Here is a 25436-nt window from a genome sequence, read left to right as displayed (position 1 = left end):
GATCAGCTGCTGCGGGCGTCCTGTTCACGGTGACGTGACAGGACGACCCCGCGGGCCGCAAAACGCTTGACCAACTGCTCCACGCAGTACACCGAGCGGTGCTGGCCGCCGGTGCAGCCCATGGCCACGGTCACGTAGCTGCGCTGGTCGCTCTCCAGCGTGGGCAGCCAGCGCAGCAAGAACGCTTCGATCTGTGCGAGCAGCTCGGCCGATTCTGGCTGGGCGTCCAGGTAGTCGATGACGGGTTGATCACGCCCGGTCAGCGGCTTGAGCTCCTTCAGGTAGAAGGGGTTGGGCAGCATGCGCACATCGAAGACGAAGTCGGCGTCCATCGGCACGCCGTGCTTGTACGCGAACGACTCGAACACCAGGGTCAGGGCAGCCGGCTCGGCACCCACGATGTGGCGAACCCAGGTGCGTAGCTGCGCCGGACGCAGCAGGCTGGTGTCGATCACGGTGGACACCTCACGCAGCGGGCCCAGCAGTTCGCGCTCCATGGTGATGGTGTCGATGAGGGCGTGTGTGGCTTCGTCGGCGGCCAACTGACCTTGGTCACTGGCACGTCGACGCGGTGCCTCGGCCGGCGCTTGCGGGCGCAGCTTCAGCAAGGGGTGAGGTCGCCGCGTTTCAGAAAAGCGCCGCACCAGCGTGTCGGTGCTGGCATCCAGGAACACCGAACGCACCTTCAGTCCCTCTTGCCGCAGGGTGTCGAGCACGGGCTTGAGGTGGGGCAGGGAGTCCACGCTGCGCACATCCATGGCCACCGCGATGCGGCGCTTCAACTCGGGCGGACGTTGCACTTCCAGGTCGACCAGGCCGCGCAGCAATTCAGGGGGCAGGTTGTCCACGCAGAAGTAGCCCGCGTCTTCCAGTGCATTGAGCGCCACGGATTTGCCTGAGCCGGAGATCCCCGTCAGCAACACGATGTCGAGCTGGCTCATGCGGCCTCCTTGCGGCGTCGAGATGGCTTGCTTGCTGCAGGCGCGGCAGCATCGGCGTCTTGGGCATCCTGAGCGTGGGCCGTGGTGAGCATGGCCTGCGCATGGGCGCGACTGGTGTCAGTGATCTGGCCGCCCAGCATGCGGGCGATTTCGGTGGTGCGCACGTCATCGCGCACCTCGCGGATGTTGCTGGTGGTCTGGCCCTCGTGCACTGCTTTGGCCACCACCAGATGCTGGTGCGCACAGGCGGCAACCTGCGCCAGGTGGGTCACGGCCATGACCTGCCGGTCGCGACCCAGGCGCTGCATCAGGCGGCCCACGGTGTCGGCCACCGCCCCGCCCACGCCCGAATCGATCTCATCGAAGATGAGGGTGCCGACCTGGCTGCGCTCGTCGCTCCGCTGCGAGGTGGTGACGGCAATGGCCAGCGCCAGGCGCGACAGCTCGCCACCCGAGGCCACTTTGCCCAGTGGGCGCGGTGTGCTGCCGGCGTGTCCGGCCACCAGGAACTCGATGTTTTCCAGGCCAAACGCCTGGGGTTCACTTTGCGCGGTGAGCGCCACCTCGAAGCGGCCACCTTTCATGCCCAGTTCCTGCATGGCCTCGGTCACGGCCTGAGACAGCGCCGGGGCCGCCGCGCTGCGCTGGCGGCTCACGGTTTGCGCCACCTTCAACCAGGCTTGGTGAGCGGCTTGGGCGTCGCGCTCCAGCTTGTCCAGATCGCTCGCAGCGTCCAGCTTCGCCAGCTCGTCGCGCCAACTCTGCAGCAGCTCCGGCAGCTCGGGGGCAGCGCGGCGATAGCGGCGCGCCAGGCTCATCCACATCGACATGCGGCCATCCAGTTCGGCCAGCCGGTCGGGGTCGAGTTCGGTGTGGTGCAAGGCGCTGTTGAGGCTGCGGGCGGCATCCTGCAGTTGCGCCTGGGCTTCGCGCAGCACCTCCAGGGCGTTGCCCAGGTGCGGCTCCACCGAGGCCACGTCTTCCAGCGCGTCGATGGCGCGGGCGGTCAGGCTCTCGGCACTGTCATCGGTCTCGGAGACGGCGTCCAGCGCCCGGCGGGCAGCATCCAGAATGGCCTGGCCGTGGCTCAGGCGGCTGTGCTCGGTGTTGAGCGTGTCCCACTCGTCGGCCTGCGGGTTGAGCTTGTCCAGCTCGCCAATCTGCCACTGCAGGCGCTCGCGTTCGCGCTCCAGATCGGCCTGCTGGCCGCGGGCCTCGTCCAGGCGCCGGGCGGCGTCGCGGCGGGCCATCCAGGCGGCTTGCAGCGCGGGGGTGTCCACGCCGGCTTGCGCATCCACCAGAGCGCGCACGGCGTCGGCACGGGTGAGGCTTTGCCAGGCGTGCTGGCCGTGGATGTCGACCAGGTGCTCGCCCAGTTCGCGCAGTTGCGTGGCCGTGGCGGGTGAGCCGTTGATCCAGGCGCGGCTCTTGCCTTGGGCGTCCACCACGCGGCGCAGCAGCAGTGGGGCGCCGGGCTCCAGGTTGTCAAAGCCCGCTTCTTCCAGCCAGGGCGCCAGCAGGGCGGCCAGTTGCGCCGAGGGTTCGAACTCGGCGGTGATGTCGGCTCGCGCCGCGCCTTCGCGCACCACCCCGGCGTCGCCACGGCTGCCCAAGGCAAGCTGCAAGGCGTCGATCAGAATGGACTTGCCCGCGCCCGTCTCGCCTGTCAGCGCGGTGAAGCCGCCGCCCAGGTCCACTTCCAGGCTGGTCACGATGACGAAATCACGCAGGGTCAGGCGACGCAGCATGGTGTTAACTCACTCCTTCATTCCAGCGCAGTTTGCGGCGCAAGGTCGCGTAGTAGCTCCAGCCCTTGGGGTGCAGGAAGCGCACCTGGTGGTCCGAGCGGCGCACGATCACGCGGTCGCCGTGCAGCAGGCTGGCCAGGCTTTGCATGTCGAAGTTCATGCCCGCATCCTTGCCGGCCACGATCTCGATGGTGATGGTGACGTCGTCCGACACCACCAGCGGCCTGTTAGACAGGGTGTGCGAGGCAATCGGCACGATCACCCAGCCGCCCACACCGGGGTGCATGATGGGGCCACCGGCCGACATCGCATAGGCGGTCGAACCCGTGGGCGAGGACACCAGCAGGCCGTCGGCGCGGTAGTTTGCAACGAACTGGCCGTCGATCTCGGCACGCAGCTCGACCATGCTGGCGGTGGCGCCACGACTCACCAGCACCTCATTGATGGCAAAGCCTTCGTAGATGGTCTCGAAGCCATCGCCCCGGATCGGGCGCAGCACGGCACCGGCCAGCATGGCGCGGCGCTCTTCTTCGTACTCCCCGCGCAGCATCAGGGGCAGGGTGGTGCCTACGTCTTTCAGGGGCAGGTCGGTGATGAAGCCCAGGCGGCCCTGGTTGATCCCGATCAGCGGGATGTTGAAGGGGGCCAGTTCGCGGGCGATGGCAAGCATGGTGCCGTCTCCGCCCAGGACCACGGCCACGTCGCATTGCTGACCGATCTCCTTGATGTTCAAGGCCGGGTACTCGGTCATGCCGGTGTTGAGAGCGGTCTCGCTCTCCAGCGACACGTCCAGGCCAGCGCGGGCCAGCAGATGCGCCACATCTTCCAGGATCGGGCGGATGCCGCGGGCCTGGTATTTGCCCACCAGGGCGGCGTGACGGAAGCGACAGGAAGGCGAACTCGGCATGCGAAGAATTACACCACAGCGGATGTGACAAATTAGGTCATTCCCCTGAGCGGGCGGCGTCAAACACGCGGCCCAGAACTAGAATGAGACACCCATGCTGGATGACCGTGCCAAGATCCTGTTGAAAGCGCTGGTCGAGCGCTACATTGCCGATGGCCAACCTGTTGGCTCTCGCACCTTGTCACGCGCGTCGGGCCTGGACTTGTCGGCAGCCACCATCCGCAACGTCATGGCCGACCTGGAAGAGCTGGGCCTGATCGTCAGCCCCCACACCTCGGCCGGCCGCGTTCCCACTCCTAAGGGCTACCGCCTGTTTGTGGACACGATGCTGACTGCTCGCCCTCAGGGCATGGGTGAACTGAGCAGCGAGGCGCACGGGCAGTTGCAACCCGACCAGCCGCAGCGCGTCATCGCCAATGCGGCCAACCTCCTCTCCAGCCTTTCGCACTTTGTGGGCGTGGTCACGGCGCCGCGCAAGGCCTCGGTGTTCCGACACATTGAGTTTTTGCGCCTGGGTGACAAGCGCGTGCTGGTGATCCTGGTTTCGCCCGATGGCGATGTGCAAAACCGCGTCATCTTCACCGCCGACGACTTCAGCCAGTCGCAACTGGTGGAAGCCAGCAACATCCTCAACGCCCATTACTCGGGGCTGACCATTGAAGAGATGCGCGAGCGTCTGCGCTCTGAAGTCGATCAGTTGCGCGGCGACATCGCCACCCTGATGCAGGCGGCGGTGCAGGCTGGTGGCGAGGCCCTGGCCGAAAGCAGCGACCAGTTGGTGTTGTCGGGCGAGCGCAACCTGCTGACGGTGGAAGACTTCTCGCACGACCTGGGCTCGCTGCGCCGCATGTTCGACTTGTTCGAGCAGAAGACGCAGTTGATGCGCCTGCTCGATGGCTCCAGCCGCGCCGATGGCGTGCGCATCTACATTGGGGGCGAGAGCCAGGTGGTGCCGTTCGAGGAACTGTCGGTGGTCTCGGCCCCGTATGAGATCCACGGCCAGGTGGTCGGCACGCTGGGCGTGATCGGTCCCACCCGCATGGCCTACGACCGCATGATCCAGATCGTGGACATCACTTCGCGGCTGGTCAGCAACGCGCTGAGCCAGAAGTAAGCACGACGCCGGCGCGTTCGCTCGAGGTGGGCTCAGGGCTCGTTCAGGGCGCCGGGTTGGGATAGCGCTGGTGGATGGCCTCGATGCCTTCGAGCACCTCGGGCGACAGCGTCACAGTCAGGCTGTCGATGTTGCTGCGCAGTTGCGCCAGCGAGGTCGCGCCGATGATGTTGCTGGTGACGAAGGCACGGCTGTTGACGAAGGCCAGCGCGCCCTGCGCCGGGTCGATGCCGTGGCGGCGGAACAGGCTCACATACTCGTAGGTGGCGCGTTCGGCGTTGTCGTTGCTGTAGCGGCTGAAGCGCTCGAACAGGCTGAGGCGGCCGCCCTCGGGGCGTTGCCCGGCCAGGTACTTGCCACTCAAGACGCCAAAGCCCAGCGGCGAGTAAGCCAGCAGCCCCACGTCTTCACGCAAGGACATCTCGGCCAGGCCGATTTCAAAGCTGCGGTTGAGCAGGCTGTAGGGGTTCTGGATGCTGGCGACGCGGGGCAGGGCGCGGGCCTCGGCCAGGTGCAAAAAGCGGCTCAGGCCCCAAGGGGTTTCGTTGGAGACAGCCACGTGCCGGATCTTGCCGGCCTGCACCAGCTCTTGCAGCGCGGCCAGCGTTTCTGCGATCGGCGTGGTCTCTTCTTCTTTGACGTGGCTGAAGCCGAGCTGGCCGAAGGTGTTGGTGGAGCGGTCGGGCCAGTGCAACTGGTACAGGTCGATGTGGTCTGTCTGCAGGCGCTGCAGGCTCAGGTTGACCGCTTCGAACAGGTTCTCGCGGGTGTGCAGCAGGCGGCCGCCCCGCACATGGCTGGGGCGTGCGGCCTGGCGGGCGGGGCCGGTGGCCTTGGTGGCCAGGATGATTTCGTGGCGCCGGCCCGTCTTGCGCAGCCAGGTGCCGATGTACTGCTCGGTGCGGCCCTGGGTGTCAGGGCGGGGCGGCACCGGGTACATTTCGGCGGTGTCGATCAGGTTGATGCCGGCGTCCAGCGCGAAGTCGAGTTGCGCATGGGCTTCGGCCTCGGTGTTTTGCTCACCCCAGGTCATGGTGCCCAGTGCGATGGCACTCACGTTGAGGCCGGTGCGGCCAAGGGGGCGGTATTGCATGGGGGGCTCCAGGGGGATGAGGACAGGGGTGAGTCTTCATCGTAGGCCATGCTGGAAATCCGAGGCGGGGGCGCTGGTTTCGAGGGAGGTGGGGCAGCAATGGGCACGCGGGCAGGCCCTACAATCGCGGATTCCTTGTTGTGCAAGGCAGGGGGCCGTTAGCTCAGTTGGTTAGAGCAGAGGACTCATAATCCTTTGGTCGTTGGTTCAAGTCCAACACGGCCTACCAAATTGAGAAAACCAACCTCTTTCGGGGGTTGGTTTTTTTTGTTGGCGTCGCAGGTCGCCGCTGTGGGTCAAGATGGTTGGTGACGATGGTGACGATGGTGTCGAAGTGGTTTCGATCTCTCCTGCTGGTCGTCGCCTTTGCGGCGGGCCCGGCACTGGCCGATGAGGCGCAGCTCTGGTTCAACGCAGGGAGGCCAACGGCCGAAGCCCGGCAGGCGGTTGACAGCCTGCTGTCTGCTGCCGACGAGGGCCTGAACCCTGCTGACTACCAGGCAGCTCTGCTGGACGCGCAGTTGAGCGCCGCTCAGCAAGGGGCGGTGCTGTCCGATGCGGAGTCGGGAGCGCTGGATGCCGCGCTGACGTCGGCACTCCAACGCTACCTGACTGACCTGCACAACGGGCGGATCGACCCACGCCAGATTCACGCCGACTTTGACGTGCCACTGCATGCGCCGTTTGATGCCAACGCCTTCGTGCGTGAGGCCGTTGCCGGGCGTCGCCTATCCGAAGCCCTGCGCGAAGTGGTGCCTCGATTGCCGATGTACCGTGAGTTGCGCCAGGCGCTGGCCCAATACCGGGCGCTGGCCGATCATCCCGCCTGGCAGGCGCCTCTGCCGCCCTTGCCGCGCCGCAAGCTGGAGACAGGGCAGGCCTATGCGGGCCTGGTGCAACTGGCGCAGCGCCTGGAAGCCCTGGGCGACCTCCCTGTCGGGACGCCCGTGCCTGAGCGTTTCGGCGGCTTGCTGCTGACGGGCTTGCAGGCGTTTCAGGCGCGCCATGGCCTGGCACCCGATGGCGTGCTGGGCCGTGGCACGCTGCAACAACTGAACGTGACACCTGCCGAGCGCGTGCGGCAGATTGAGCTGTCTCTGGAGCGACTGCGCTGGACACCATTGTTGAATGCGCCGCGCATGATCGTCGTCAATGTGCCGGAGTTCGTCTTGCGTGCATATGAGGTGCGAGATGAGCAGGTGAATGTTCAGTTGACGATGAGGGTGATCGTGGGCAAGGCGCTGGACACCCACACGCCGCTGTTCGATGCAGACATGCGCTACATCGAGTTCAGTCCTTACTGGAACGTGCCGCCATCGATCGCCCGCGCGGAAACCGTGCCCAAGATCCGGCGCGATCCTGCCTATTTCCGGGAGCAGGGCTTTGAGTTTGTGACGCCCAGTGGTCAGGCGGTCACCACCTTGGCGCCAGCGCACTTGGATGCCGTCCTTCACGGGGGTTGGCGCATTCGGCAACGGCCCGGCCCCCAGAATGCCCTCGGCGACATCAAGTTCGTTTTCCCGAACCACGACAACATCTACCTCCACCACACCCCGGCTCCGCAGCTGTTTGAGCGCGAACGGCGCGATTACAGCCACGGCTGCATCCGCGTCCAGGAACCGGTCGCCTTGGCCCGGTTTGTCCTGCAGGAGGAGCCCGACTGGACCGAGGATCGCATTCGTGAGGCCATGGAAAAGGGCGAATCCCGCACGTTGCGTCTGAAGCAGCCCCTGCGGGTGCTGATCGCGTACAGCACGGTGGTCGTCAAGAGCGGCCGGGTCTTTTTCTACCCCGACCTGTACGGACACGATGCGATGCTGGATCAGGCGCTACGCGAGCGTTCCACGGGATTGCCCCCACTGCCTCAGCCGAAAATGGAAGCAGAATAAAATTCGCTTTTGACGATCTGAGATGCCTGTGTCGCTGCCCCATCCTGCCCGTCGACGGTTCATGCTCCGCACTGCTCAGGTGGCGGTGACGGGCATTGCCGCGCCCTTGCTGCCTCGGCAGGCCCTGGCGGCCGGGGCTGGCGCGCGCAGTCTGGCTCTGGACCACACCCACACCGGCGAGAAGCTGGCCCTGGTGTACGCAGAGGACGCGCAGTACGTGCCCGATGCCTTGGCCTCATTGAACCATTTCTTGCGCGACCACTACTCGGGTGATGTGGGTGTGATCGATCCGACCTTGTTCGACCTGTTGCACCGGGTCAAGCTCGAGTTGGGTGTCTCACAGTCCTTCGAGGTGATCTCCGGTTACCGCTGCCCCACCACCAATGAGTCGCTGCGCACCACGCGCAGTGGCGGGGTCGCTCGACGCAGCCTGCACATGGATGGCAAAGCCATCGACATCCGTTTGCCGGGGGTGCCGCTCAGCGAGTTGCGTGATGTGGCCTTGTCGCTGCGGGCGGGAGGCGTCGGCTACTACCCTAGCGAGCAATTCGTGCATGTCGATACCGGCCGGGTGCGCAGCTGGCAGGGCTGAGCTCTTGGCTCTCACGCCGTGAATGCGCTGGTATCGCCGGGGCGACGCAGCATCTTGTTGACCTCGTCCAGGTGCATCTCTTCGGTCACGATCAGTTCGCGGGCATATTCCTCCAGCAACACCGAGTGCCCTTCCGCGATCTTGAGCAATTCGTAGTAGGTCGTCAGGGCATTTTTCTCATGTGCCAGGCTCTCGCGCAGGATGTCGCCAATGTCGTGCTTGGCTGTCTCCAGCAAGGGGCCGATTTTCAGGGAGGGGTGGCCTCCCAGCAGCGTCACCAGCTCACCGGCTCTGTGGGCATGGACCAAGCTCTCATCGGCATTGCCCTTCATCCACGACACGATCGGGATACGGTTGAACCCATAGACCATGAGCGAGTAGTGGGTGTACTTCACCACGCCCGCGAGTTCAAGTTCCATGATGCGGTTGAGGGCATCGATGGCTGCTTTGTTCTTGGCGTCTTCCATGGTGTTTCCTTTCGAGGAGCGGCAAACGCGACGGCGCTGTGCAGCCGTTTGATTTTCATTCCTTTCCGGGGCCATGTCCCCATTAACCATGGGACGCTCGCAGCGTTTCGTGCACAGAGGGCGGGGCCAAGTGGCCCTTTGCCCCTCGCGCCGTTCGTCCTCAGCTCACCACAGGCGTCAACGCGTCTTCCGTCACAAAGTCGGTGTACCAGGCGTCCACCAGTTCGCTGACGCGGGCCGAGGCCACGTCCGAGCGGGCGCGCAGCCATTCGATCAGGGCGGTGCGGTCTTCGGCCGAGACGCTGCCGCGTTCGGACTTGGTGATGAAGCCGCCGTTGGCCCAGCCGCCGAATTCGAGGCCTTTGGGTTCGATCACTTCTTCCAGCAAGGCGTCGACGAACACTTCTTCGCGGGCGCCGTCTTTCAGCTGGGTTTTGAAGGCAAAACCGAATTCTTGAAATTCGCCGACGTGCAGTTTCTTGCGTTGGCGACGGCTGCGGTGTTTGGTCATGGGGGGCTCCGATAAAGTGATCTGGTCAAGCGACCAGGAAGGCCGAGTATCGCCCACGCATCGCCGGGACCGATACCACCATCGGCGCCGCTGGCTTTTGCATCTGGCGATGTCTGGCTACTATATTGGCCCACAAATCAAATCAATCGGGGTTCATCATGGCAGAGCAGCGCTATCAGCACGAGATGCGACGAACGATCGACAGGGCTTTGCAGTTGCTGGAGAAGGGCGAGTTGACCTGGCGTTCGGCCGCACAGTGGTTTGACGCGTACAAGGTGCCGTTTGCAGTCACCTGCCGGGTGCTGATACCTTACGCCAAAAGGTAGAGTTAGCCTGGATGTGTGCTGGCGCGCCAGTGGGGCGTGCACTTTCACCACGTCTGTCGCGGCTGAGATGCGATCTCCTGCACGACATTGCACTATTTCCACGTTCATCCGTTCCACCAACTGGCCGATCAGGTAAATTGATTCGGCTGAATTGAACGCAGAACGGAATGACAACATGAAGCTGGACGACATTCGGGTGGCCCCCAAGCTCTGGGGCACCATCATGGGTTTGCTGATCGTGATGTTGGCTGCCGCAGCCTTCACGCAGAACCGCGCAAGCGTGGCGATGCTCACGGCGCTCGGAGAGGTGGAGCGCAACGAGGAGGCCATCACGCGAGCGGTGCGCTGGCAGGGCCTGACCGAGGTGGTGATGGCACGGACCACGGCGGCGATCAATGTGTCCACCGAGGCCACCTACAAGCAATTGGGCGAGCGCTCGGCGGCCGATTCGGCGAAAATCAACGAGATCCAGCGTGCCGTTCAGGAGAGCCTGAGCAGCGACGCTGACAAGCAGGGCTACGAGAAAGTGACACAAGCGCGTGCCGCAGCCGTGGCCGTGCTCAAGCAAGTCCCCCAGATCAAGGCGTCTGGTGACACTGCCGCCCTGCTGAAGCTCACTGAGGAGCAGTTCACACCGGCGGGCAATCAACTGTTGAGCGCGCTCAACGACTTTGTCAAGCTGCAGGAAAAGGAGCGTGACGAGGCCGTCGAGGTCATGCACGAAGCGCGCCGTAAGGTCGCCATCATGGGCGTGCTCGCTGCGGTCTTCTTGCTGGCTGTGGCCGTGGGCCTGACGCTGATCCTGATCCGCTCCATCGTGCACCCCTTGCAGCGGGTCATCACCGTGGCCAAGGCGATCAGCGAGGGCGACCTGACGCAGAACCTGAGCACCGATCGTCACGACGAGTTCGGCGACCTGCTCAAAGCTTTTGTCCAGATGAGCGAGCGCTTGCGCAGCTTGGTGTCCGAGGTGCGTTCGGGGGTGGATTCGGTGTCCACCGCGTCGACGGAAATTGCCAATGGCAACCAGGACCTTTCCTCGCGTACCGAGCAAACGGCCGCCAACCTCGAAGAGACCGCGGCCAGCATGGAGCAGTTGACCAGCAACGTGACCCAGTCGGCCGAGACGGCCCGCCAGGCCAACCAGCTCGCGCTGAACGCCACGCAGGCGGCCACGCGCGGTGGCGAGGTCATGGGCAATGTGGTGACCAGCATGCAGCACATCTCTGACAGCTCGCGCCGCATCTCCGACATCATCGGCGTCATCGATGGCATCGCCTTCCAGACCAACATCCTGGCCTTGAACGCGGCTGTGGAAGCCGCCCGGGCCGGTGAACAGGGGCGTGGTTTTGCGGTGGTGGCCAGTGAAGTGCGCAGCCTGGCGCACCGCAGTGCCGAGGCCGCCAAGGAGATCAAGACCTTGATCCAGCGCTCGGTGGAGAGCGTGGAGTCCGGCTCGCAACAGGTGAGCGACGCCGGGTCCGCCATGCAGGACATCGTGATGGGTGTGCAGCGGGTCGGCGACCTGATCGCCGAAATTTCGGCCGCCGCCAGCGAGCAGCAGCAAGGCATCAGCCAGGTCAACCAGGCCGTGGGCAACCTCGACCAGATGACGCAGCAGAATGCTGCCCTGGTGGAAGAGTCTGCCGCTGCCGCCAGTGCACTGAGCGATCAGGCCCGCAAGCTGGGCGAAGTGGTGTCGTTGTTCAAGGTCAGTGGTGGCGCCGCCACGCTGGCTGCCCCGGCCCTGTCGGCCGCCAAGCCAGTCAAGGCGGCTTCGCGCCCCGCGTTGGTGGTGCGTGCTGCGGCCAAGCCGGCCGTGGCTGCGGCATCGGCATCGGTGGCCGCGAAGGTTGAGCCGGCTGTCGTGGTGACACCGCAGGCGAAAGCGCCGGTGAAGCCCATGGCCGCGCCGACTCTGGCGCCAGCACGTCCTGCTGCGTCCAAAGCGGCGGCGGTGGTGGACGATCAGGACTGGGAAACCTTCTGATGTTTGGCGCCAGCGTCCGCTCAGCGATGGTCATGCTGGGCGCGCTGGCCGTGTCGGCCACCCTGTACGCGTGGCTGTCTTTTGAGGCTGAGGTTCGCAAGAGCCTCAGCCTCACTGTTTTCATCGGGGTACTCTGGCTGACCGAGGCCACGCTTCCCCATGCCCTGGTGTTCGGCGCCGGGCGCGCCACGCGATCGGACATGTTGCGCGCGGGCGGCGCGCTGGACCTGGCTTGCATCGCGCTCCTCACCCGATGGGCTTGGAGCCGGTTACCATGACTGGCATGCATGCCCCGACGCTCTTGCTGGTGGTGGTCATCGTCAGTTTTTCCTGGGCGGTGGCCTTGGCCTGTGTGGCCTGGCCGCGCAAGAAAGACCTGCTGTGGTGCGCCCTGTCCATGGCCTTGCATGGGGTGGCCTATGTGTGCTTTGCCCAGACCGGCAAAGGCCCGCCTTTCGTGCCGGTGGTGCTGGGCAACGCCGCCTTGCTGGCCTCGCTGGCCGTGCTCGTCCAGGTCTTCCTTGACCTCCGTGAGGTGAAGGATCGGCGTTGGTGGTGGTGGGCGCCTGTCGTGGCGCTGCCCCTGATCTACGTTTTCCTGCAATCGCCGTCCTACCTGGGCCTGCGTGTGGCGATGGGCAGTGTGGTGTATGGCGGACTGTGTGTCTGCCTGGCATGGTTGCTGTGGCACCCCCACCCAGCCCTGCCTGGCCGTGGCCGCTTCATCACGCTGAGCGGGGTGATCCTGGTGCTGCTGCTTTTCATGTGGCGGCTGTACGGCGCGCTCACCGAGCACCATCCTGCCTTGTCCTTCGGTGACTCCAGCCTCGTGCAATCGCTCACCATCATGGCGGCCCTGGTGGGCATGTCCTTGCTGGTGCTGGGGGTGGTGCTGATGAGTGAAGAGCGGCTGGCCAAGGCCTTGTTCCTCAGCAATCACAACTACCGCCTGCTGGTGGAGAACGCTTGCGAAGGCATCGTGGTGGCGCAGAGCGGACGGGTGCAGTTCGCCAATCCCATGCTGCTGTCCTCGCTGGGCTACACCGCCGAGGATGTGCTGGGCCAGGACCTGCTGCAGTTCGTGCACGAAGCGGACCGTGCCAAGGTGCTGGAGTCCTACCGCTTGCGTGTGCAGGGCCTGGCGCTTGGCTTGAAGTACCCCCTGCGTGTGCTCACCCACGACCGCGGTCTGCGCTGGTTCGAGATCAGCGGCACGCAGTTCGAGTGGGAAGGGCGTCCCGCCACGCTCAACTTCCTCACCGACATCCAGGACCGTGTCGAGATGGAAAACCAGATCCGCTCCCTGGCCTATCACGACAGCCTGACGCAGCTGCCCAACCGGGTGCTGATGCGCGACCGGCTCAAGCAGGCGCTGGCCAGCCACAAGCGCGAGCCGCGCTACGGTGCGCTGATGTTCCTGGACCTGGATCACTTCAAGCCCGTGAACGATGCCCACGGACACGCCGCCGGTGATCTGGTGCTGATCCAGGTGGCGCAGCGCCTGATGCGTTGTGTGCGCGAAACCGACACCGTGGCCCGCTTCGGCGGAGACGAGTTTGTCGTGATGCTGGCCGATTTGCACGAAGACCGGCCGACGTCTCTGGCTCAGGCGCGCGGCGTGGCCGACAAGGTGTTGCGCACCCTGTCGGAGCCCTATCACCTGACCCTGTCTCAAGACGATGGCAGTGTGCGGACGGTGACGCACGTTTGCGGCGCCAGCATTGGCCTGGTCTTGTTCCACAGTGAGGCCAGTAGCGAAGACCGCTTGCTGCAGCAGGCAGATTCGGCCATGTACCGTGCCAAGGAGGCCGGGCGCCAGACCATTGTGCTGGCTGAGCTCCCGCCCAGTGAGCCAGCCTGCGCATAATGGCCATTCCGTTCCATGGAGGATTGCACCTTGCCAGTTGCCACCCGACGCGAAGATGAAGATGAGAGCGACGGCGAAGTCGTGCCGTTTCAGGGTCTGCTGCGCTACGAGCGCCAGGTGCCGGTGCGGCAGGTGTCGTACTACATCTGTGGTGAGCTGAAAGAGCCGCAGTACTACACCGAGCTCTTCTTCACGCTGCGCACGGCCAGCGAAACCGACCTGATCTACCTGCACCTGAACTCGCCGGGCGGTGACTTCAACACGGGCCTGCAGATCATCAACAACATCGCGGCCTCCAGCGCGCGGGTGGTCACCATTCTGGAGGCACGGGCCTACTCGATGGCGGCCCTGATCTTTCTGAGCGGGGACGAGCTGTTCGTGCACGACAACTGCCAGCTCATGTTCCACACCTATTCCGGCATCTTCGCCGGCAAGGGCAACGAGCAGCAGGCCGAGATCGCCGCCGTGGGGCGCTGGTTCGAGAAGGTGATGCGACGCATCTGCACCCCCTTCCTGTCAGACGACGAGGTGGACCGCATCCTCAAGGGGGCGGACTACTGGATCGACTCCGACGACATCAGCCGCCGTCTGTCGCGCAAGACCACACCTGCCAAGACGCGCAAACCGGTTGCCCGCAAGACCAAGGTGACGGTCAGCGCCAAGGGCTGATCCCGGCGTGAGCTTCAGAGCAGCAGCAGCCAGTCCTCGAACAGGACGCCCTTGATCCGTTGGGGCAGGCCCTGCTGCGTCAGGTAGTCGTTGAGCGTGTACTGGATGTAGCCCCCCATTTCGGTCATGCTGTCCGGGCTGGCGAGGTCCTGGTAGGTCAACTCGGTGGTCAGATTGGCGACCATGCTGCGAAAGGCCGGGGCATAGGGGCCCAGCACCTTCTGGTCCTTGGGGTCTTTGAGTTGCAGGCCGAACTTGAAGGTCAGCACACTGCCGTCCGACATCTTTGTTTCGATCTTGTCGATGCTCAGGTAGATGGGGACGGGGCGCACCAGCTCATCCGGTGTTTGTGTGTACTTCTGCCAGCCCCATGTGACCAAAGCCAGTGTGCCGATCAAGGCGGCGCCGGCCAGGATCAGGCTCCACACGCTGCGGTTGTTGTCGGATTGGGCGGTTGCCACACTCATCCAGAAATCTCCTGTTGGCTCAAACGGTCACCTTACACCCGGCCGGCAGCCGGGCGCGGTGGGAGGACGGCGCGGCGCGGGACTATGTCACGGGCGCGGCGGAGTCGGCCGTGTCAGGACAGCCAGGCCGGTTGATCGGTGGGGGCCTGAAGCAGCTCGATTTGCTGGTGCAGCAGATCGGTTTGCTGCTGCCAGTAGTTGCCGCTGCCAAACCACGGGAAGGCCGCAGGGAAGGCCGGGTCGGCCCAGCGGCGTGCCAGCCAGGCACTGTGGTGCAGGATGCGCAAGGTGCGCAGGGGCTCGATCAGGCGCAGCTCGCGCCAGTCGAACTCGGCCACGCTCTCGTAGCCGTCGAGCAGGGCGTCGAGCTGGCCGCGGCGGTCGGCCTCGTTGCCGCTCAGCAGCATCCAGAAGTCTTGCACGGCCGGCGCCATGCAGGCGTCGTCGAGGTCGACGAAGTGGGGGCCGTCCGGGGTCCACAGCACATTGCCGGGGTGGCAGTCGCCATGAACGCGGCGGTAGCGCAGGTCAGGGATGAGGTCGAAGGCGGCTTGCGCCAGGTCGAGGGCCTGGTCGGCCGCGCTCAGCCAGCGGGGTGCCTGGTCGGGCGGCAGGATGTCGTGCGACACCAGCCAGTCGCGAGCGCTGCGCCCGGTCTGGTCCACGTCCAGGCGCAGGCGGTGGACGAAGGGCTGTTCGGCGCCCACGGTGTGCAACCGTGCCAGAAAGCGCCCGAGCCAGCGCAGCACGTCCGGGTCTTCGAGTTCGGGGGCGCGACCGCCACGGCGGGGGGCGACGGCCACACGGTGTCCGTGGAAGGCGCCCAGGGTCGGGGGCGTGCCAAGCAGTTGCGCACCGGCAGCACCGGTGTCGGCCAGGGTGAGCGGGGGCACGGCGGGCACCTCGGCGTCGGCCAGGGCCTGCGTGAAGGTGTGTTCTTCGAGAATCTGCGCGTCGCTCCAGCGGCCGGGCCGGTAGAACTTGGCCACCACGAAGCGGCCATCGTCCAGGCCGACCTGGAAGACGCGGTTCTCGTAGGAGTTCAGCTGCAGTAGCCGCCCGTCCACGGCCTGACCGAAGGCCTCCAGGGTGTCGAGGACGAGGTCAGGCGTGAGGTCGGCGTAAGGGGTGTCGGCGGCGTGCATGCCGCATCTTAGGCGACGTGCGGGCTCAGTCCAGCTGGGCGGCGTTGTACATGGCCTTGAGGATGGCGCCGTTCAGGTCCGGGAAGGTCAGCAGCAGCTTGTCGGCCACGTCCTTGATGTCGTAGATGATGCCGGCTTCGATGGCCTGCACCAGCTCGAAATAGGGCTCGTAAGGGCCGGACTGGTCGGCCAGGGCCTGGAAGACGCGCTCGGGCACCGGGATGGTCTTGAGCAGTTCGCTGAAGGGCTGGCGGAACATGCGGTCAAGCAGCGAGAACACGCCGCAGATGAACAGCTCGTTGCGCATTTCGTCGTCGCCGCTGATCTTGGCGAGCTCTTCCATCAGCAGGCCCCGGCGCACGGCGGCAAACATGACCGGGCGCATGTTCGGGTCTTTGCTGGCAGTGGCCAGCAGCAGGGCCAGCCAGCGCTTGAGGCGCTGGTAGCCCAGGATCATGATGGCGTGGCGGAAGGAGCTGATCTCGACCGACAGACCAAAGGCCGGCGAGTTGATGTAGCGCATCAGCTTGAAGGCCAGGGGCGGATCGCGCTTGAGGGTGTTTTCAAGGTCGTCGATGTCTTCGCCGCGGTGCAGTTGGTCGATCAGCTGCACGATCACCTGCAGGGCAGGCTGGTCGGCGGGCTTGCTGGACTGGTCGATGACGTTGTCGATGGGCCAGCCGAGCACGGCCAGCGCGCCCTTGCGGAACGACAGCTCCATCTCTTCGATGCTGGTGATGCCAGCTTGCACGTGGCTGATGCTGCGGACCGTGCCTTCGGGGGCCGTGCTGGGCTGGTTCGGGTTGCCCTGCTGGATGCGACGGTCATCGTTGTAGTCGATGATGGAGTACTTGAAGCAGGGCAGGACCTCACGCGGCAACTCTTGCAGCGGGCGCCCTTTGAGCAGCAGGGTGTTGCCACGGTCGTGCAGGGTCAGCAGCGCGGCACTGTTGGCGGGGTCGATGGCCATGAAAGCCGGCACTTCAATGAAGATGTGCGCAGGCACTTCGGCTTGCAGCAGGTCTTGCAGCAGGCTTTCGCTGGCGACGTTCAACCACAGTTGCTGCCCGCCTTCCGGCCAGGTGTCGGCCAGGGCCGCCAGCAGGGCCGAGGCGTCCAGCGTCGCTCCCTGAGTCAGCGGCATCACCGTCAGGCGTGTGGCGATGACGGTGCGGTTGCGGTCGATGACGGGGCTGTAGGCGAGGGCGGTCTGACCCAGGATGGGATGGTTCATTGAGGCAACGCAGCGGGGAACTTGGTTCAGCTAATGTACTGGAACAGGGACATTTTCTGAATCGATGCGTAGCTCTGAAGTGCGGCTTCGTACCCGGTTTGCTTGTTTTGAAACTGGGAGATGGCGTCCACCATGTCCAGGTCCTCAGCGTTGGATTTTTCGGTCTGGGCGGCCAGCTTGCTGACCGCCAAGCGACTTTCGATGCCGTCCATGCGGTTGAGCATTTCGCCCACTTCCGAGCGCGCGGACTGCACGTTACCCAGGATCTTATCGAGGTCGGTGAGGCCCTGGGTCACGGTGGCCTGAGCTGCGGCACCGGTGACGGTGGGGTCATTCAGTTGCTGGATGGCCGTGGACAACGCATCGAATACATTGATGTTGGAGAGGGTGCCATCTTGCTCGCGCCCAAACATCCAGATGCGCTCCCCGTCGAGAGTGAGGTTGACCTTCTCGGTGGACGCTGCTTCGATCTGCCCGGGCTGGCCCTGGAACGTCACCGTGTTGGGCACGGTCGCTGACGATTCGACAAACGGAGCTTGCGTGACCCCTTGTCCACCGAAGACATAGCCGCCGCCACCATCCGGGCGGTTGGCCACGGACAGAAGTTGCTTGCGGATCTCGGTCAGCTTGGCGGCGAGGGCCTGGCGCTCAGATGAGGAATAGGTGCCATTGCCAGCGGCCACGATGGTTTCCCGGGCACCTTGCATCAACTCCACCGCATCGCCCAGGACGGATTCCGCAATCGTCATGGCGTTCTTGCTGGCGTCCACCGCGCGCTGGTCGGCGTCCGTCCGGGCGATGGACGCCAGGGCACGCTCTGCGCGGGCGGCGGCCGTCGGGTCGTCGCTGGCGGCGTTGACGCGTTTGCCCGAGGTCAGTTGCATTTGGGCGGTGCTCAGATCCTGCTGACGCTGCTGCAGGTTGCTGATGGACTGCTCGTAACGGAAGGCGGTGGCGAGGCGCATGGTCTCTGTCCTTAACGGGTGATGTTCAGCAGGGTGTCGAACACGGTCTGAGCGACCTGCAACACCTTGGCCGCGGCCTGGTAGCTTTGCTGGAACTGGATCAGCCGGGAGGCTTCTTCGTCGAGGTTGACCCCGGAGGTGCTGCTCAGGGTCTGGTTGGACGAGTCTTCCAGGGTGCGGGAAATGCTGGCTGCGGTTCGGCCATCCTGAACGATCACGCCCAGGCTGCCAATCATTTGGGCGTAGGCATCGGTCACCGTGGCATTGCCCAGGCCGCTGTTGATGCTCACGAAGGCCTGGTCGCGCAAGGCGAGCATGGAGAGGGCATTGCCGTTGTTGCCCGCCATGTTGCTGGCGGTCGTGGCTTGGATGTTCAGCGTGTCCCCGAGCGCTGGGGCGCCATTGACGTTCAGGCTGAAGGGCGGGTCGAAGCTGCTGCCGTCCAGCGCGGTGCCGGGAACCCAGGGGGTTGACGTCGCGGGTGGCGTGCCACCACTTGAGTAGATTCGGTAGCCCAAACCGCTGGCTGTCGCTGGGTCGGCCACAAAGTCGATGGTCAGCGGCAAGGTGCTGCCCGGCGCGGCGGACAAGGTGCCCGTCATGGTCACCCCGCCCACGCTGGCGGTGCCGGTGTTGGCGGTGTTGGCGTAGGCAATCAGGGGCGAGGCCGCAGCCAGGTCCTTGGGGTTGCTCAGATTGACGGTGAGGGTGGACGGCGAGTTGGTGTTGCTGAAAATCGGATCGCCGTAGGCGCCGTCCGGCGTCAAGCCGTAAGAATGGAGCTGGTTGACCTTGTCGGCAAACTGCGCAACGAACTTGTTCAACTCGGTGCGCGTGTTGGTCAGGTCCTCGTCCTGGTAGCGCTGCAGGCCTTGCAGGGCCCCGCCGGTGATCTGGCTGGAGGCCAGGACACGGCTCTCATTCAGCGCGGCGTTGGTGACCAGCGCCACCCGTCCCTTGGTCGCGTCAGCCGCGTCCCGCTCGATCTTCAGCGTCTGTGCGGTGTTGCTCAGCACGAGCACCTGCCCGCCGCCCATGAACACACTCAGGCTGCCGTCGTCGGCTTCCACCGTGTTGACCTGGACCAGCTTGTTGAGGTCCTTGATGAGGTTGTCGCGTTGGTCCAGCAGGTCGTTGGCTGTGTGACCGCTGCCGTTGTACACCGCAATCTGCTGGTTGAGCCCGGCAATCTTCTGTGTCAGGCTGTTGACCTGGCTCACGCTGGTCTGCATGTCCATGATCACGCCGGCCTGTTGCTGATCCAGCTGCCGTGCGGCCGTGTTGACCCGGTTGGCCCATTCCTGGGCGCGAGACAGCGTCACCTGTCGGGCCGACATGTCCTGGGGCTGGTTGGACACGTCCACGAAGCTGTTGAGGAACTGCGTGGCAGCGTAGCCCAGCCCGTTCGAGCCGGTCGGCAGAATTTTCTCCAGTTGCTCCAGCTTGCTCAAGCGTGTCTGGTCTGCGGACGATGCGGCGGTGTTGACGTTGGCTTCCTTGATCAGGAACTCGTTGGCGGAGCGTGTGATCGTGGCGATGCGCACCCCGCGGCCAAAAAAGCCGGCACCGGTGTACATGCCCCCCTCAGTGGCCAACTCGACCTGCTGGCGCGAATAGCCCGGCGTGTTGACGTTGCTGATGTTGTGGGCAGTTGTGTCCAGCATCGCCTGACTGGCGAGCATCGCCCGCGTGCCAAGAGAGTAGATTCCGGATCCCATGCGTGTCTCCTGTCAGGCGTCAAGCCGAGCGCTGTTGCAGACGCAAGGCGGTGTTGATCACCTGGGTCAGCTTGTCGGCATATGCCGGGTCGGTGGCGTAACCACCGCGTTGCAGACCTTGGGCGTACGCCCGCACGGAGTCAGCCTGAGCCACTGCCTGACTGTAGCGGGGGCTCTGGCTGAGCAGGCGGGCGTGGTCCTTGAAGGCGTCTTCGTACGAGTCATACGCACGGAATTTGGCCGTGACCTTGCGGGCCACGCCGCCGATGTACTCGGTGGTGGTGACCTCGGCTACCTTGCCGGTCCAGTTGGACGTGGCCTTGATGCCGAACAGGTTGTGGCTGTTGCTGCCGTCCTTGGCGCGGATCTCACGCTTGCCCCAGCCGGACTCCAGGGCGGCTTGCCCCAGGATGTTTGCGGCTGGGATGCCCGTGGCGCGCTCGGCAGCATCGGCGGCTTCTTGGTGCTTGCGCACAAAGCGCTCGGCCGGGTTGAGCTTGCGGTCGCCCTTGACGTCCGCGGAGGCAGTCTCTGCCAGCGTGGTCGCCGACAGGCGCGCCTCCATGGTGCGATCCAGGGGCAGGCTGGCGGAGACGTGCTGACCGTCGGTGCGGCTCAGGCTCAAAGTCGGGCGGGCGGGCAGCTCGTTCAGCGTGAGCGGCTGCGGTGCGCCGTCCTCGGGCGAGGCCACACCCATCTGCCGGGACAACTGACGCTCGATCAGGGCGCTCAGGCCGCGCGGCAAGCCGGTCATCTGGGTGGCCAGTTGCGTGTCGAGCATGCTCTGGCCCATCTCGGTGCCCGAGTTGTCGAGCATGCCGCTGTTCATGGTGGTGGCGCGCATGCTTTTCATGAGCTCCTGCATGAACAGGCCCTCCAGCTGACGCGCCGTTTCCTTGATGGTGGACTGGCTGCTGGCGCTCTTGCCGGACGCGGTCTTGAGCCGGTCCAGCGAACGCAGGTCCATGGTCAGGCCGGTGTTCTGGCCTGAAAGGGTGGGGCTGCTCATCAGATCACCTCCAGTTCCGCATTCAGGGCACCGGCCACCTTCATGGCCTGCAAGATGGCCAGCAGGTCTTGCGGGTTGGCGCCCAGGGCGTTCAGCGCCTTGACCACATCGGTCAAGCGGGTGCCGGCGGGCATCTGGATCAGGGCGCCGGGCTCCTGGTTGAGCTGGATGTTCGCCTTTTCGGTGACGACGGTCTGACCTTGCGACAGCGGGTTGGGCTGGCTGATGACCGGGGTCGAGCTGATGGTGACGGACAGGTTGCCGTGGGCCACCGCGCAGGGGCCGACGGTCACAGCCTGGTTCAACACCACCGAGCCGGTGCGCGCGTTGATGACCACCTTGGCTGCGGGCGTGGCGCGGTCAATGTTGAGATTTTCCAGGTCGGCGATGAACGCGACCCGCTGGCCCGGCTGCGTCGGCAGGTTGACGGCCACCGTGCGGCCACTGATGGCTTCGGCGGTGCCCGTGCCCTTGACGCGGTTGATGGCATTGGCCACTTCGCGGGCCGTGTTGAAGTCGTCGGCACGCAGGTCGTACTGGATCGTGCTGCCTTGCAGCCACGGGGTGGGCACGCTGCGCTCCACGGTGGCGCCTTCCGGGATGCGACCGGCGCTCAGGTGGTTGATTTGCACCTTGGAGCCGCCGGCCGAGGCGCCCGCGCCGCCAATGACCACATTGCCTTGGGCCAGCGCGTAAATCTGGCCATCTGCGCCTTTGAGCGGGGTGGCGATCAGGGTGCCGCCGCGCAGCGATTTGGCATTGCCCATGGAAGACACGTTGATGTCGATGGCCTGTCCGGGCTGCGCGAAGGCCGGCAACGTGGCCGTGACCAGCACCGCGGCCACGTTCTTGAGCTGCATGGTGGTGCCAGCCGGCAGGTTCACGCCCATCTGCTGCAGCATCGCTGTCAGGCTCTGGGTGGTGAACGGTGTCTGCGTGGTCTGGTCGCCCGTGCCGTCAAGGCCGACGACCAAGCCGTAGCCCATCAACTGGTTGGGACGCACGCCCTGCACCGCGGCAATCTCTTTGAGTCGGACAGCCGCGGCCTCATGCGGCCACCACAGCGCCGCCGATGCGGCCAGGCATGCCAAGGCAAACAGCGGCTGAGAGAAGCGGGTGGTGGAAGTCATGGGCCGAATCCTTTAGGGGGTCGGCTCCATTTTGGAGAACTTTAGAACGGGACAACGCTCAAAAAGAACCGCGCAAGCCAGCCTATTCCCATCGCTTCCTGGCGGGCGCCGCGTCCGGTCTGCTCCACGCGCACGTTGGCCACCTGGGCGGAGCTCACGGTGTTGCCCGGCTGGATGGTCATCGGATCGATCTGGCCGGAAAAGCGCAGAATGTCCACGCTCTGGCCCACGCCGATCTGTTTCTCGCCCGCCACCAGCAGGTGGCCGTTGGGCAGCACCTCGGTGACGGTGGTCGTGATCGTGCCGTTGAACAAATTGCTGGCTTCGCTGGAGCCGGTGCCATCGAACGTGTTTTTGCTGCTGCCACCTACACCCAGCTTGCCCAGGATCGAGGAGGTTTTTGGCAAAAACGGCAGCGCCGAGACCGAGCCCGATACGGAGCCCGATTTTTCGATGTTGCTGCTGCTTTCCTGCTTGGCCGTGATCGACTCGCGGATGACGATGGTGACGATGTCGCCCACCAGCCGTGCGCGATGCGTTTCGTACAGCGGGCGGTAGCCTGCGCTTTGAAAGATGGCGCCGTTTTGCGCTGGCGCGTAGGTCTGCGGCAGCGGGCGCGCCTGGACGGGCTCGGCAATGTCGACCTTGGGCGCCATGGCCATGCAACCGGTGAGCAGCAACACGCCAGCCAGAGCGGCCGCATGCGACAGTCTGGACAGCGTGCGCATCACAATTGCCCCAGCTTTTGCAGCATCTGATCCGAGGTCTGGATGGCCTTGGAGTTCAACTCATAAGCGCGCTGCGTCTGGATCATGGTGACCAGCTCCTGCACCACATTCACGTTGGACGATTCCAGGAAACCTTGCGACAGCGAGCCAAAGTTTTCGCTGTTGGGACTGCCGGTTTGCGGCGTGCCCGACGAGGCCGTTTCCGCGAACAGGTTCTGCCCCTTGGGGTCCAGGCCGGCCGGGTTGATGAAACTCGCCAACTGCAACTGGCCGAGCTGCTGCAGAGCTGTCGAGCCGGGCAGTGTGACCGTGACCGTGCCATCGTTGCCGATGGTCAGGTTTTTGGCGTTGGCCGGCACGGTGATGCCCGGTTGCAGCACATAGCCGTTGTTGGTGACGATTTGCCCGTTCGAGTCCAGCTTGAACGAGCCATCGCGGGTGTAGCCCGTCGTGCCGTCGGGCATGGTGATCTGAAAGAAGCCATCGCCCTGGATGGCCAGGTCCAGGCTGTTGGAGGTCTGTTGCAGCGTGCCTTGCGTGAACTCACGCGCGGTGGCCACCGTGCGCACCCCCAGGCCGACTTGCAAGCCGGTCGGCAGCTGGGTCTGCTCGGAGCTGTTGGCGCCGCTTTGCCGCAGGGTCTGATACATCAGATCCTCGAACTGGGCGTGCGACTGCTTGTAACCCGTGGTCGAACTGTTGGCCAGGTTGTGGGAGATGTGATCCAGCTGAACCTGCTGGGCATCCATGCCCGACTTGGAAATCCACAGTGAACGCATCATGGCCGTTCTCCTTTGAGGTCAATACGCAATGCTTGCTCAGTGTCCAGGCAATCAGCCGGCGTTGCTCAGCAGTTGAGCGGCAGCTTTCTCGTCCTGTTCTGCGGTTTGCATCATCTTCATTTGCGTTTCAAACTGACGGGCGGCCGCGATCATCGACACCATGGTCTCGATGGGGTTCACGTTCGAGCCTTCCAGGGCGCCGTCTTGCAGCTGCGCCACCGGGTCGGCCGGCAGGTCCCCGTTGGGCGAGCGGAACAGGCCATCATCGCCACGGTTCAGCTTGGCTTCGGGGGTGACCAGCTTCAGGCGGCCCACCGGGGTGGTGATGCCGCCTTGCTGGCGCACGCTCACCGTACCGTCGGGCGCAATGCTGGGCTGCGTGTTGGGCGGGATGTTGATCGGGCCTCCGTCGCCCATCACCTGCAGGCCATTTTGTGTGACCAGATTGCCTTGCGCATCGACCACCAGGGAGCCTGCACGGGTGTAGGCCTCGGTGCCGTCCAGCGCCTGCACCGCGAGCATGGACTTGCCACGCATGGCCACGTCCAGCGCGCGGCCGGTGAAGTTGATGGGGCCGGCGCTGTCGTCGTAGCCCACCGTGGTGTCGAGCGCGTACACGCGGGTGCTGGCGCCATCGCCGCGCACAGGCACGGCGCGCACCGCTTGCAACTCGGCGCGAAAGCCCGTGGTGCTCACGTTGGCCAGATTGTGCGAGAGCACTTCCTGGCGCTGCATGTTCATCTTGGCGCCGGCCATGCTGAGGTAGATCATGCGGTCCATGATGGGCTCCTAAGTGCGAGGCAGATCAGCGCAGGTTGACCAAGGTCTGCAGGACCTGGTCTTCGGTCTTGATCGTCTGCGCGTTGGCCTGGTAGGCACGCTGCGCCACGATCATGTTGACCAGCTCGCCCGTCAGGTCGACGTTCGACTCTTCCAGCGCGCCCGATTGCAGCAGGCCATAGACACCACTGCCTGGCGCGCCCAGCGGCAGGGGCTCACCGGAGGCGCTGGTGGCCTTCCACTCGTTGCCGCCGATCGGCTGCAGGCCATTGAGGTTCTTGAAGTCGGCCAGCTGGACGCGGGCGATCGCCTTGGACTGGCCGTTGGTGTAGCGGGCCATGACCGTGCCATCGCTCTCGACGATGAAGTCCGACAGATTGCCCTGGGCGTAGCCACCGCCGCTGAGGTCGGTCACGGCGTAGCTGCCGGCGTACTCGGTGAGCCCGGATACGTTGATGGTCACGCCGGTGATCGGCTGACCATTCAGGCCCCCGGGGATCGACAGGGCGCCCGTGGACAAAAAGGTGTTGGGCGGCAGGCTGCCATCGGGATTGAAGTTCAGCGCGCCAACGGGCGCCGGGTCGCCGGTGACGGGATCCTTCCCCACCGAGGCGGCATTGGTGTTGCCGTCGGCTGTCATGAAGACCTCCCACTGGCCACCCGCTGCAGCGACAGGCGGGATGGCTGCGGGGTCGGCGGCCACTGCGTCGGCGGTTTTGCGGAAGTAGTAGTTCACGGCCACAGGCGCACCGTTGTCGCCGTACACCGTCTGCGAGGTGACGAAGTTGTAAGTGCTGGCGTCGGTGAAGTCGATGGTCGGATTGACAGGTACCTGGGCGCTGGCATTCAGGTTGGCCGTCATGCTGATCTTGCTGGCGGCCTGGGGCGCCGAGCTGTCATTGGTCAGCTGAATGGGCGAACCTGCCGGACCAGCAGGGGAGCCCGCCGCGTCCAGCGCCTGGCCCAGCAACTGGTGCTTCTCGTTGTTGACCAGGAAGCCGTCTTTGTCGCGCTTGAACTGGCCATTGCGCGAGTACACCGTTTCACCTTGTGCCGTGGTCAGCGCAAAGAAGCCGCGGCCGTTGATGGCCAGGTCCAGGGTGTTCGCCGTGGTGGTGATGTTGCCCTGCGTGAACTGCTGCGCCACCGCGCCGATGCGTGCGCCAATGCCGATGTTGTTGTTGCCGCCGCCACTGAGGGAGGCCGCATACATGTCGGCGAATTCGGCACGTGCCGCCTTGGCACCATAGGTGTTGGCGTTGGCCACGTTGTTGCCGATGACCTCCAGACTCTTGCTGGAGATGCTCAGACCGGAGAGACCTTGCTGGAAGCCCATGATGTTGTCCTTTCGGGTGTACTGCGCG

General features: G+C 64.9%; 24 protein-coding genes and 1 tRNA gene. 8 read left to right on the top strand and 17 right to left on the bottom strand.

From position 1 onward, the window contains the following. Positions 1 to 2: 2 nt before the first annotated feature. Genes rapZ through AC3WW4_RS14050 form a run of 3 tightly spaced genes read right to left on the bottom strand, consistent with a single transcriptional unit; the run spans position 3 to position 3596 of the window. Positions 3 to 941, bottom strand: a complete 939-nt coding sequence (rapZ, locus tag AC3WW4_RS14060; RefSeq protein WP_488829091.1) for an RNase adapter RapZ — start codon at positions 939 to 941, stop codon at positions 3 to 5. Next, positions 938 to 2689, bottom strand: a complete 1752-nt coding sequence (recN, locus tag AC3WW4_RS14055; RefSeq protein WP_488829090.1) for a DNA repair protein RecN — start codon at positions 2687 to 2689, stop codon at positions 938 to 940. Before recN ends, rapZ begins: the two co-directional genes overlap by 4 nt. A 4-nt stretch (positions 2690 to 2693) precedes the next feature. Continuing rightward, positions 2694 to 3596: an NAD kinase gene (locus tag AC3WW4_RS14050; RefSeq protein ID WP_488829089.1), complete on the bottom strand. Its 903-nt coding sequence runs from the start codon at positions 3594 to 3596 to the stop codon at positions 2694 to 2696. A gap of 94 nt (positions 3597 to 3690) precedes the next feature. On the opposite strand from AC3WW4_RS14050, the gene hrcA reads away from it, so the two are divergent. Further along, on the top strand, positions 3691 to 4710 hold the full coding sequence (hrcA, locus tag AC3WW4_RS14045; protein ID WP_488829088.1) for a heat-inducible transcriptional repressor HrcA: 1020 nt from the start codon (positions 3691 to 3693) through the stop codon (positions 4708 to 4710). Positions 4711 to 4753: 43 nt separating this feature from the next. Here the strand turns inward: hrcA and AC3WW4_RS14040 are convergent, their stop codons facing one another. Continuing rightward, positions 4754 to 5803, bottom strand: coding sequence for an NADP(H)-dependent aldo-keto reductase (locus tag AC3WW4_RS14040; protein ID WP_488829087.1), 1050 nt, complete (start codon positions 5801 to 5803; stop codon positions 4754 to 4756). A gap of 152 nt (positions 5804 to 5955) precedes the next feature. On the opposite strand from AC3WW4_RS14040, the gene AC3WW4_RS14035 reads away from it, so the two are divergent. From AC3WW4_RS14035 to mepK, 3 genes are all read left to right on the top strand, one after another. Further along, positions 5956 to 6032: transfer RNA gene (locus tag AC3WW4_RS14035), tRNA-Ile, on the top strand. Positions 6033 to 6117: 85 nt separating this feature from the next. Further along, positions 6118 to 7692, top strand: coding sequence for a L,D-transpeptidase family protein (locus AC3WW4_RS14030; protein ID WP_488829760.1), 1575 nt, complete (start codon positions 6118 to 6120; stop codon positions 7690 to 7692). 61 nt (positions 7693 to 7753) lie between these two features. Beyond that, positions 7754 to 8284: a peptidoglycan L,D-endopeptidase MepK gene (gene mepK, locus AC3WW4_RS14025; RefSeq protein WP_488829086.1), complete on the top strand. Its 531-nt coding sequence runs from the start codon at positions 7754 to 7756 to the stop codon at positions 8282 to 8284. Positions 8285 to 8295: 11 nt separating this feature from the next. On the opposite strand, the gene AC3WW4_RS14020 is transcribed toward mepK, so the two are convergent. Both AC3WW4_RS14020 and AC3WW4_RS14015 read right to left on the bottom strand, forming a co-directional pair. Then, positions 8296 to 8751, bottom strand: coding sequence for a ferritin-like domain-containing protein (locus tag AC3WW4_RS14020; protein ID WP_488829085.1), 456 nt, complete (start codon positions 8749 to 8751; stop codon positions 8296 to 8298). A 160-nt stretch (positions 8752 to 8911) separates the two neighbouring features. Next, positions 8912 to 9262 carry a YggL 50S ribosome-binding family protein gene (locus AC3WW4_RS14015; protein WP_488829084.1) on the bottom strand — a complete coding sequence of 117 codons (351 nt, stop codon included), beginning with the start codon at positions 9260 to 9262 and terminating at the stop codon, positions 8912 to 8914. A 501-nt stretch (positions 9263 to 9763) separates the two neighbouring features. Here AC3WW4_RS14015 and AC3WW4_RS14010 point away from each other — a divergent pair. The 4 genes from AC3WW4_RS14010 to AC3WW4_RS13995 are packed head-to-tail and all read left to right on the top strand — an operon-like array spanning position 9764 to position 14114. Beyond that, positions 9764 to 11578, top strand: coding sequence for a methyl-accepting chemotaxis protein (locus AC3WW4_RS14010; protein ID WP_488829083.1), 1815 nt, complete (start codon positions 9764 to 9766; stop codon positions 11576 to 11578). Next, positions 11578 to 11856, top strand: a complete 279-nt coding sequence (locus AC3WW4_RS14005; protein WP_488829082.1) for a hypothetical protein — start codon at positions 11578 to 11580, stop codon at positions 11854 to 11856. The genes AC3WW4_RS14010 and AC3WW4_RS14005 overlap by 1 nt, the downstream gene beginning before the upstream one ends. Then, the gene (locus AC3WW4_RS14000) at positions 11853 to 13445 is read left to right on the top strand and encodes a diguanylate cyclase domain-containing protein (RefSeq protein ID WP_488829081.1); all 1593 of its coding nucleotides are present in this window, start codon (positions 11853 to 11855) and stop codon (positions 13443 to 13445) included. Before AC3WW4_RS14005 ends, AC3WW4_RS14000 begins: the two co-directional genes overlap by 4 nt. 30 nt (positions 13446 to 13475) lie before the next feature. Beyond that, a complete protein-coding gene (locus AC3WW4_RS13995) occupies positions 13476 to 14114 on the top strand; it encodes a Clp protease ClpP (protein WP_488829080.1) in 639 nt (212 codons plus the stop codon). A 14-nt stretch (positions 14115 to 14128) separates the two neighbouring features. On the opposite strand, the gene AC3WW4_RS13990 is transcribed toward AC3WW4_RS13995, so the two are convergent. The 11 genes from AC3WW4_RS13990 to flgE all read right to left on the bottom strand — a co-directional run bounded on the left by AC3WW4_RS13990 (position 14129) and on the right by flgE (position 25408). Then, positions 14129 to 14581 (bottom strand): flagellar basal body-associated FliL family protein, encoded by a 453-nt coding sequence (locus AC3WW4_RS13990; protein ID WP_488829079.1) that lies wholly within the window; start codon positions 14579 to 14581, stop codon positions 14129 to 14131. A gap of 113 nt (positions 14582 to 14694) precedes the next feature. Further along, positions 14695 to 15726, bottom strand: coding sequence for a serine/threonine protein kinase (locus AC3WW4_RS13985; protein ID WP_488829078.1), 1032 nt, complete (start codon positions 15724 to 15726; stop codon positions 14695 to 14697). A gap of 25 nt (positions 15727 to 15751) precedes the next feature. Then, the gene (locus AC3WW4_RS13980; RefSeq protein WP_488829077.1) at positions 15752 to 16960 is read right to left on the bottom strand and encodes an EAL and HDOD domain-containing protein; all 1209 of its coding nucleotides are present in this window, start codon (positions 16958 to 16960) and stop codon (positions 15752 to 15754) included. Between the two features lie 26 nt (positions 16961 to 16986). Beyond that, positions 16987 to 17925 (bottom strand): flagellar hook-associated protein FlgL, encoded by a 939-nt coding sequence (gene flgL / locus AC3WW4_RS13975; protein ID WP_488829076.1) that lies wholly within the window; start codon positions 17923 to 17925, stop codon positions 16987 to 16989. A gap of 11 nt (positions 17926 to 17936) precedes the next feature. After that, positions 17937 to 19643 carry a flagellar hook-associated protein FlgK gene (gene flgK / locus AC3WW4_RS13970; protein WP_488829075.1) on the bottom strand — a complete coding sequence of 569 codons (1707 nt, stop codon included), beginning with the start codon at positions 19641 to 19643 and terminating at the stop codon, positions 17937 to 17939. Positions 19644 to 19662: 19 nt separating this feature from the next. Continuing rightward, positions 19663 to 20652 (bottom strand): flagellar assembly peptidoglycan hydrolase FlgJ, encoded by a 990-nt coding sequence (gene flgJ / locus AC3WW4_RS13965; RefSeq protein ID WP_488829074.1) that lies wholly within the window; start codon positions 20650 to 20652, stop codon positions 19663 to 19665. After that, positions 20652 to 21782, bottom strand: coding sequence for a flagellar basal body P-ring protein FlgI (locus AC3WW4_RS13960; RefSeq protein ID WP_488829073.1), 1131 nt, complete (start codon positions 21780 to 21782; stop codon positions 20652 to 20654). The genes flgJ and AC3WW4_RS13960 overlap by 1 nt, the downstream gene beginning before the upstream one ends. Before the next feature lie 41 nt (positions 21783 to 21823). Next, positions 21824 to 22510, bottom strand: a complete 687-nt coding sequence (locus tag AC3WW4_RS13955) for a flagellar basal body L-ring protein FlgH (protein ID WP_488829072.1) — start codon at positions 22508 to 22510, stop codon at positions 21824 to 21826. Beyond that, the gene (gene flgG, locus AC3WW4_RS13950) at positions 22510 to 23292 is read right to left on the bottom strand and encodes a flagellar basal-body rod protein FlgG (protein WP_488829071.1); all 783 of its coding nucleotides are present in this window, start codon (positions 23290 to 23292) and stop codon (positions 22510 to 22512) included. The genes AC3WW4_RS13955 and flgG overlap by 1 nt, the downstream gene beginning before the upstream one ends. A 51-nt stretch (positions 23293 to 23343) precedes the next feature. Further along, positions 23344 to 24072 (bottom strand): flagellar basal-body rod protein FlgF, encoded by a 729-nt coding sequence (gene flgF / locus AC3WW4_RS13945; protein ID WP_488829070.1) that lies wholly within the window; start codon positions 24070 to 24072, stop codon positions 23344 to 23346. A gap of 25 nt (positions 24073 to 24097) precedes the next feature. Further along, on the bottom strand, positions 24098 to 25408 hold the full coding sequence (gene flgE, locus AC3WW4_RS13940) for a flagellar hook protein FlgE (protein WP_488829069.1): 1311 nt from the start codon (positions 25406 to 25408) through the stop codon (positions 24098 to 24100). Between the last annotated feature and the right edge of the window lie 28 nt (positions 25409 to 25436).

It is taken from the genome of Aquabacterium sp. TM01 (assembly GCF_057808345.1).
This window is presented reverse-complemented; position numbering and strand designations above follow the sequence as displayed.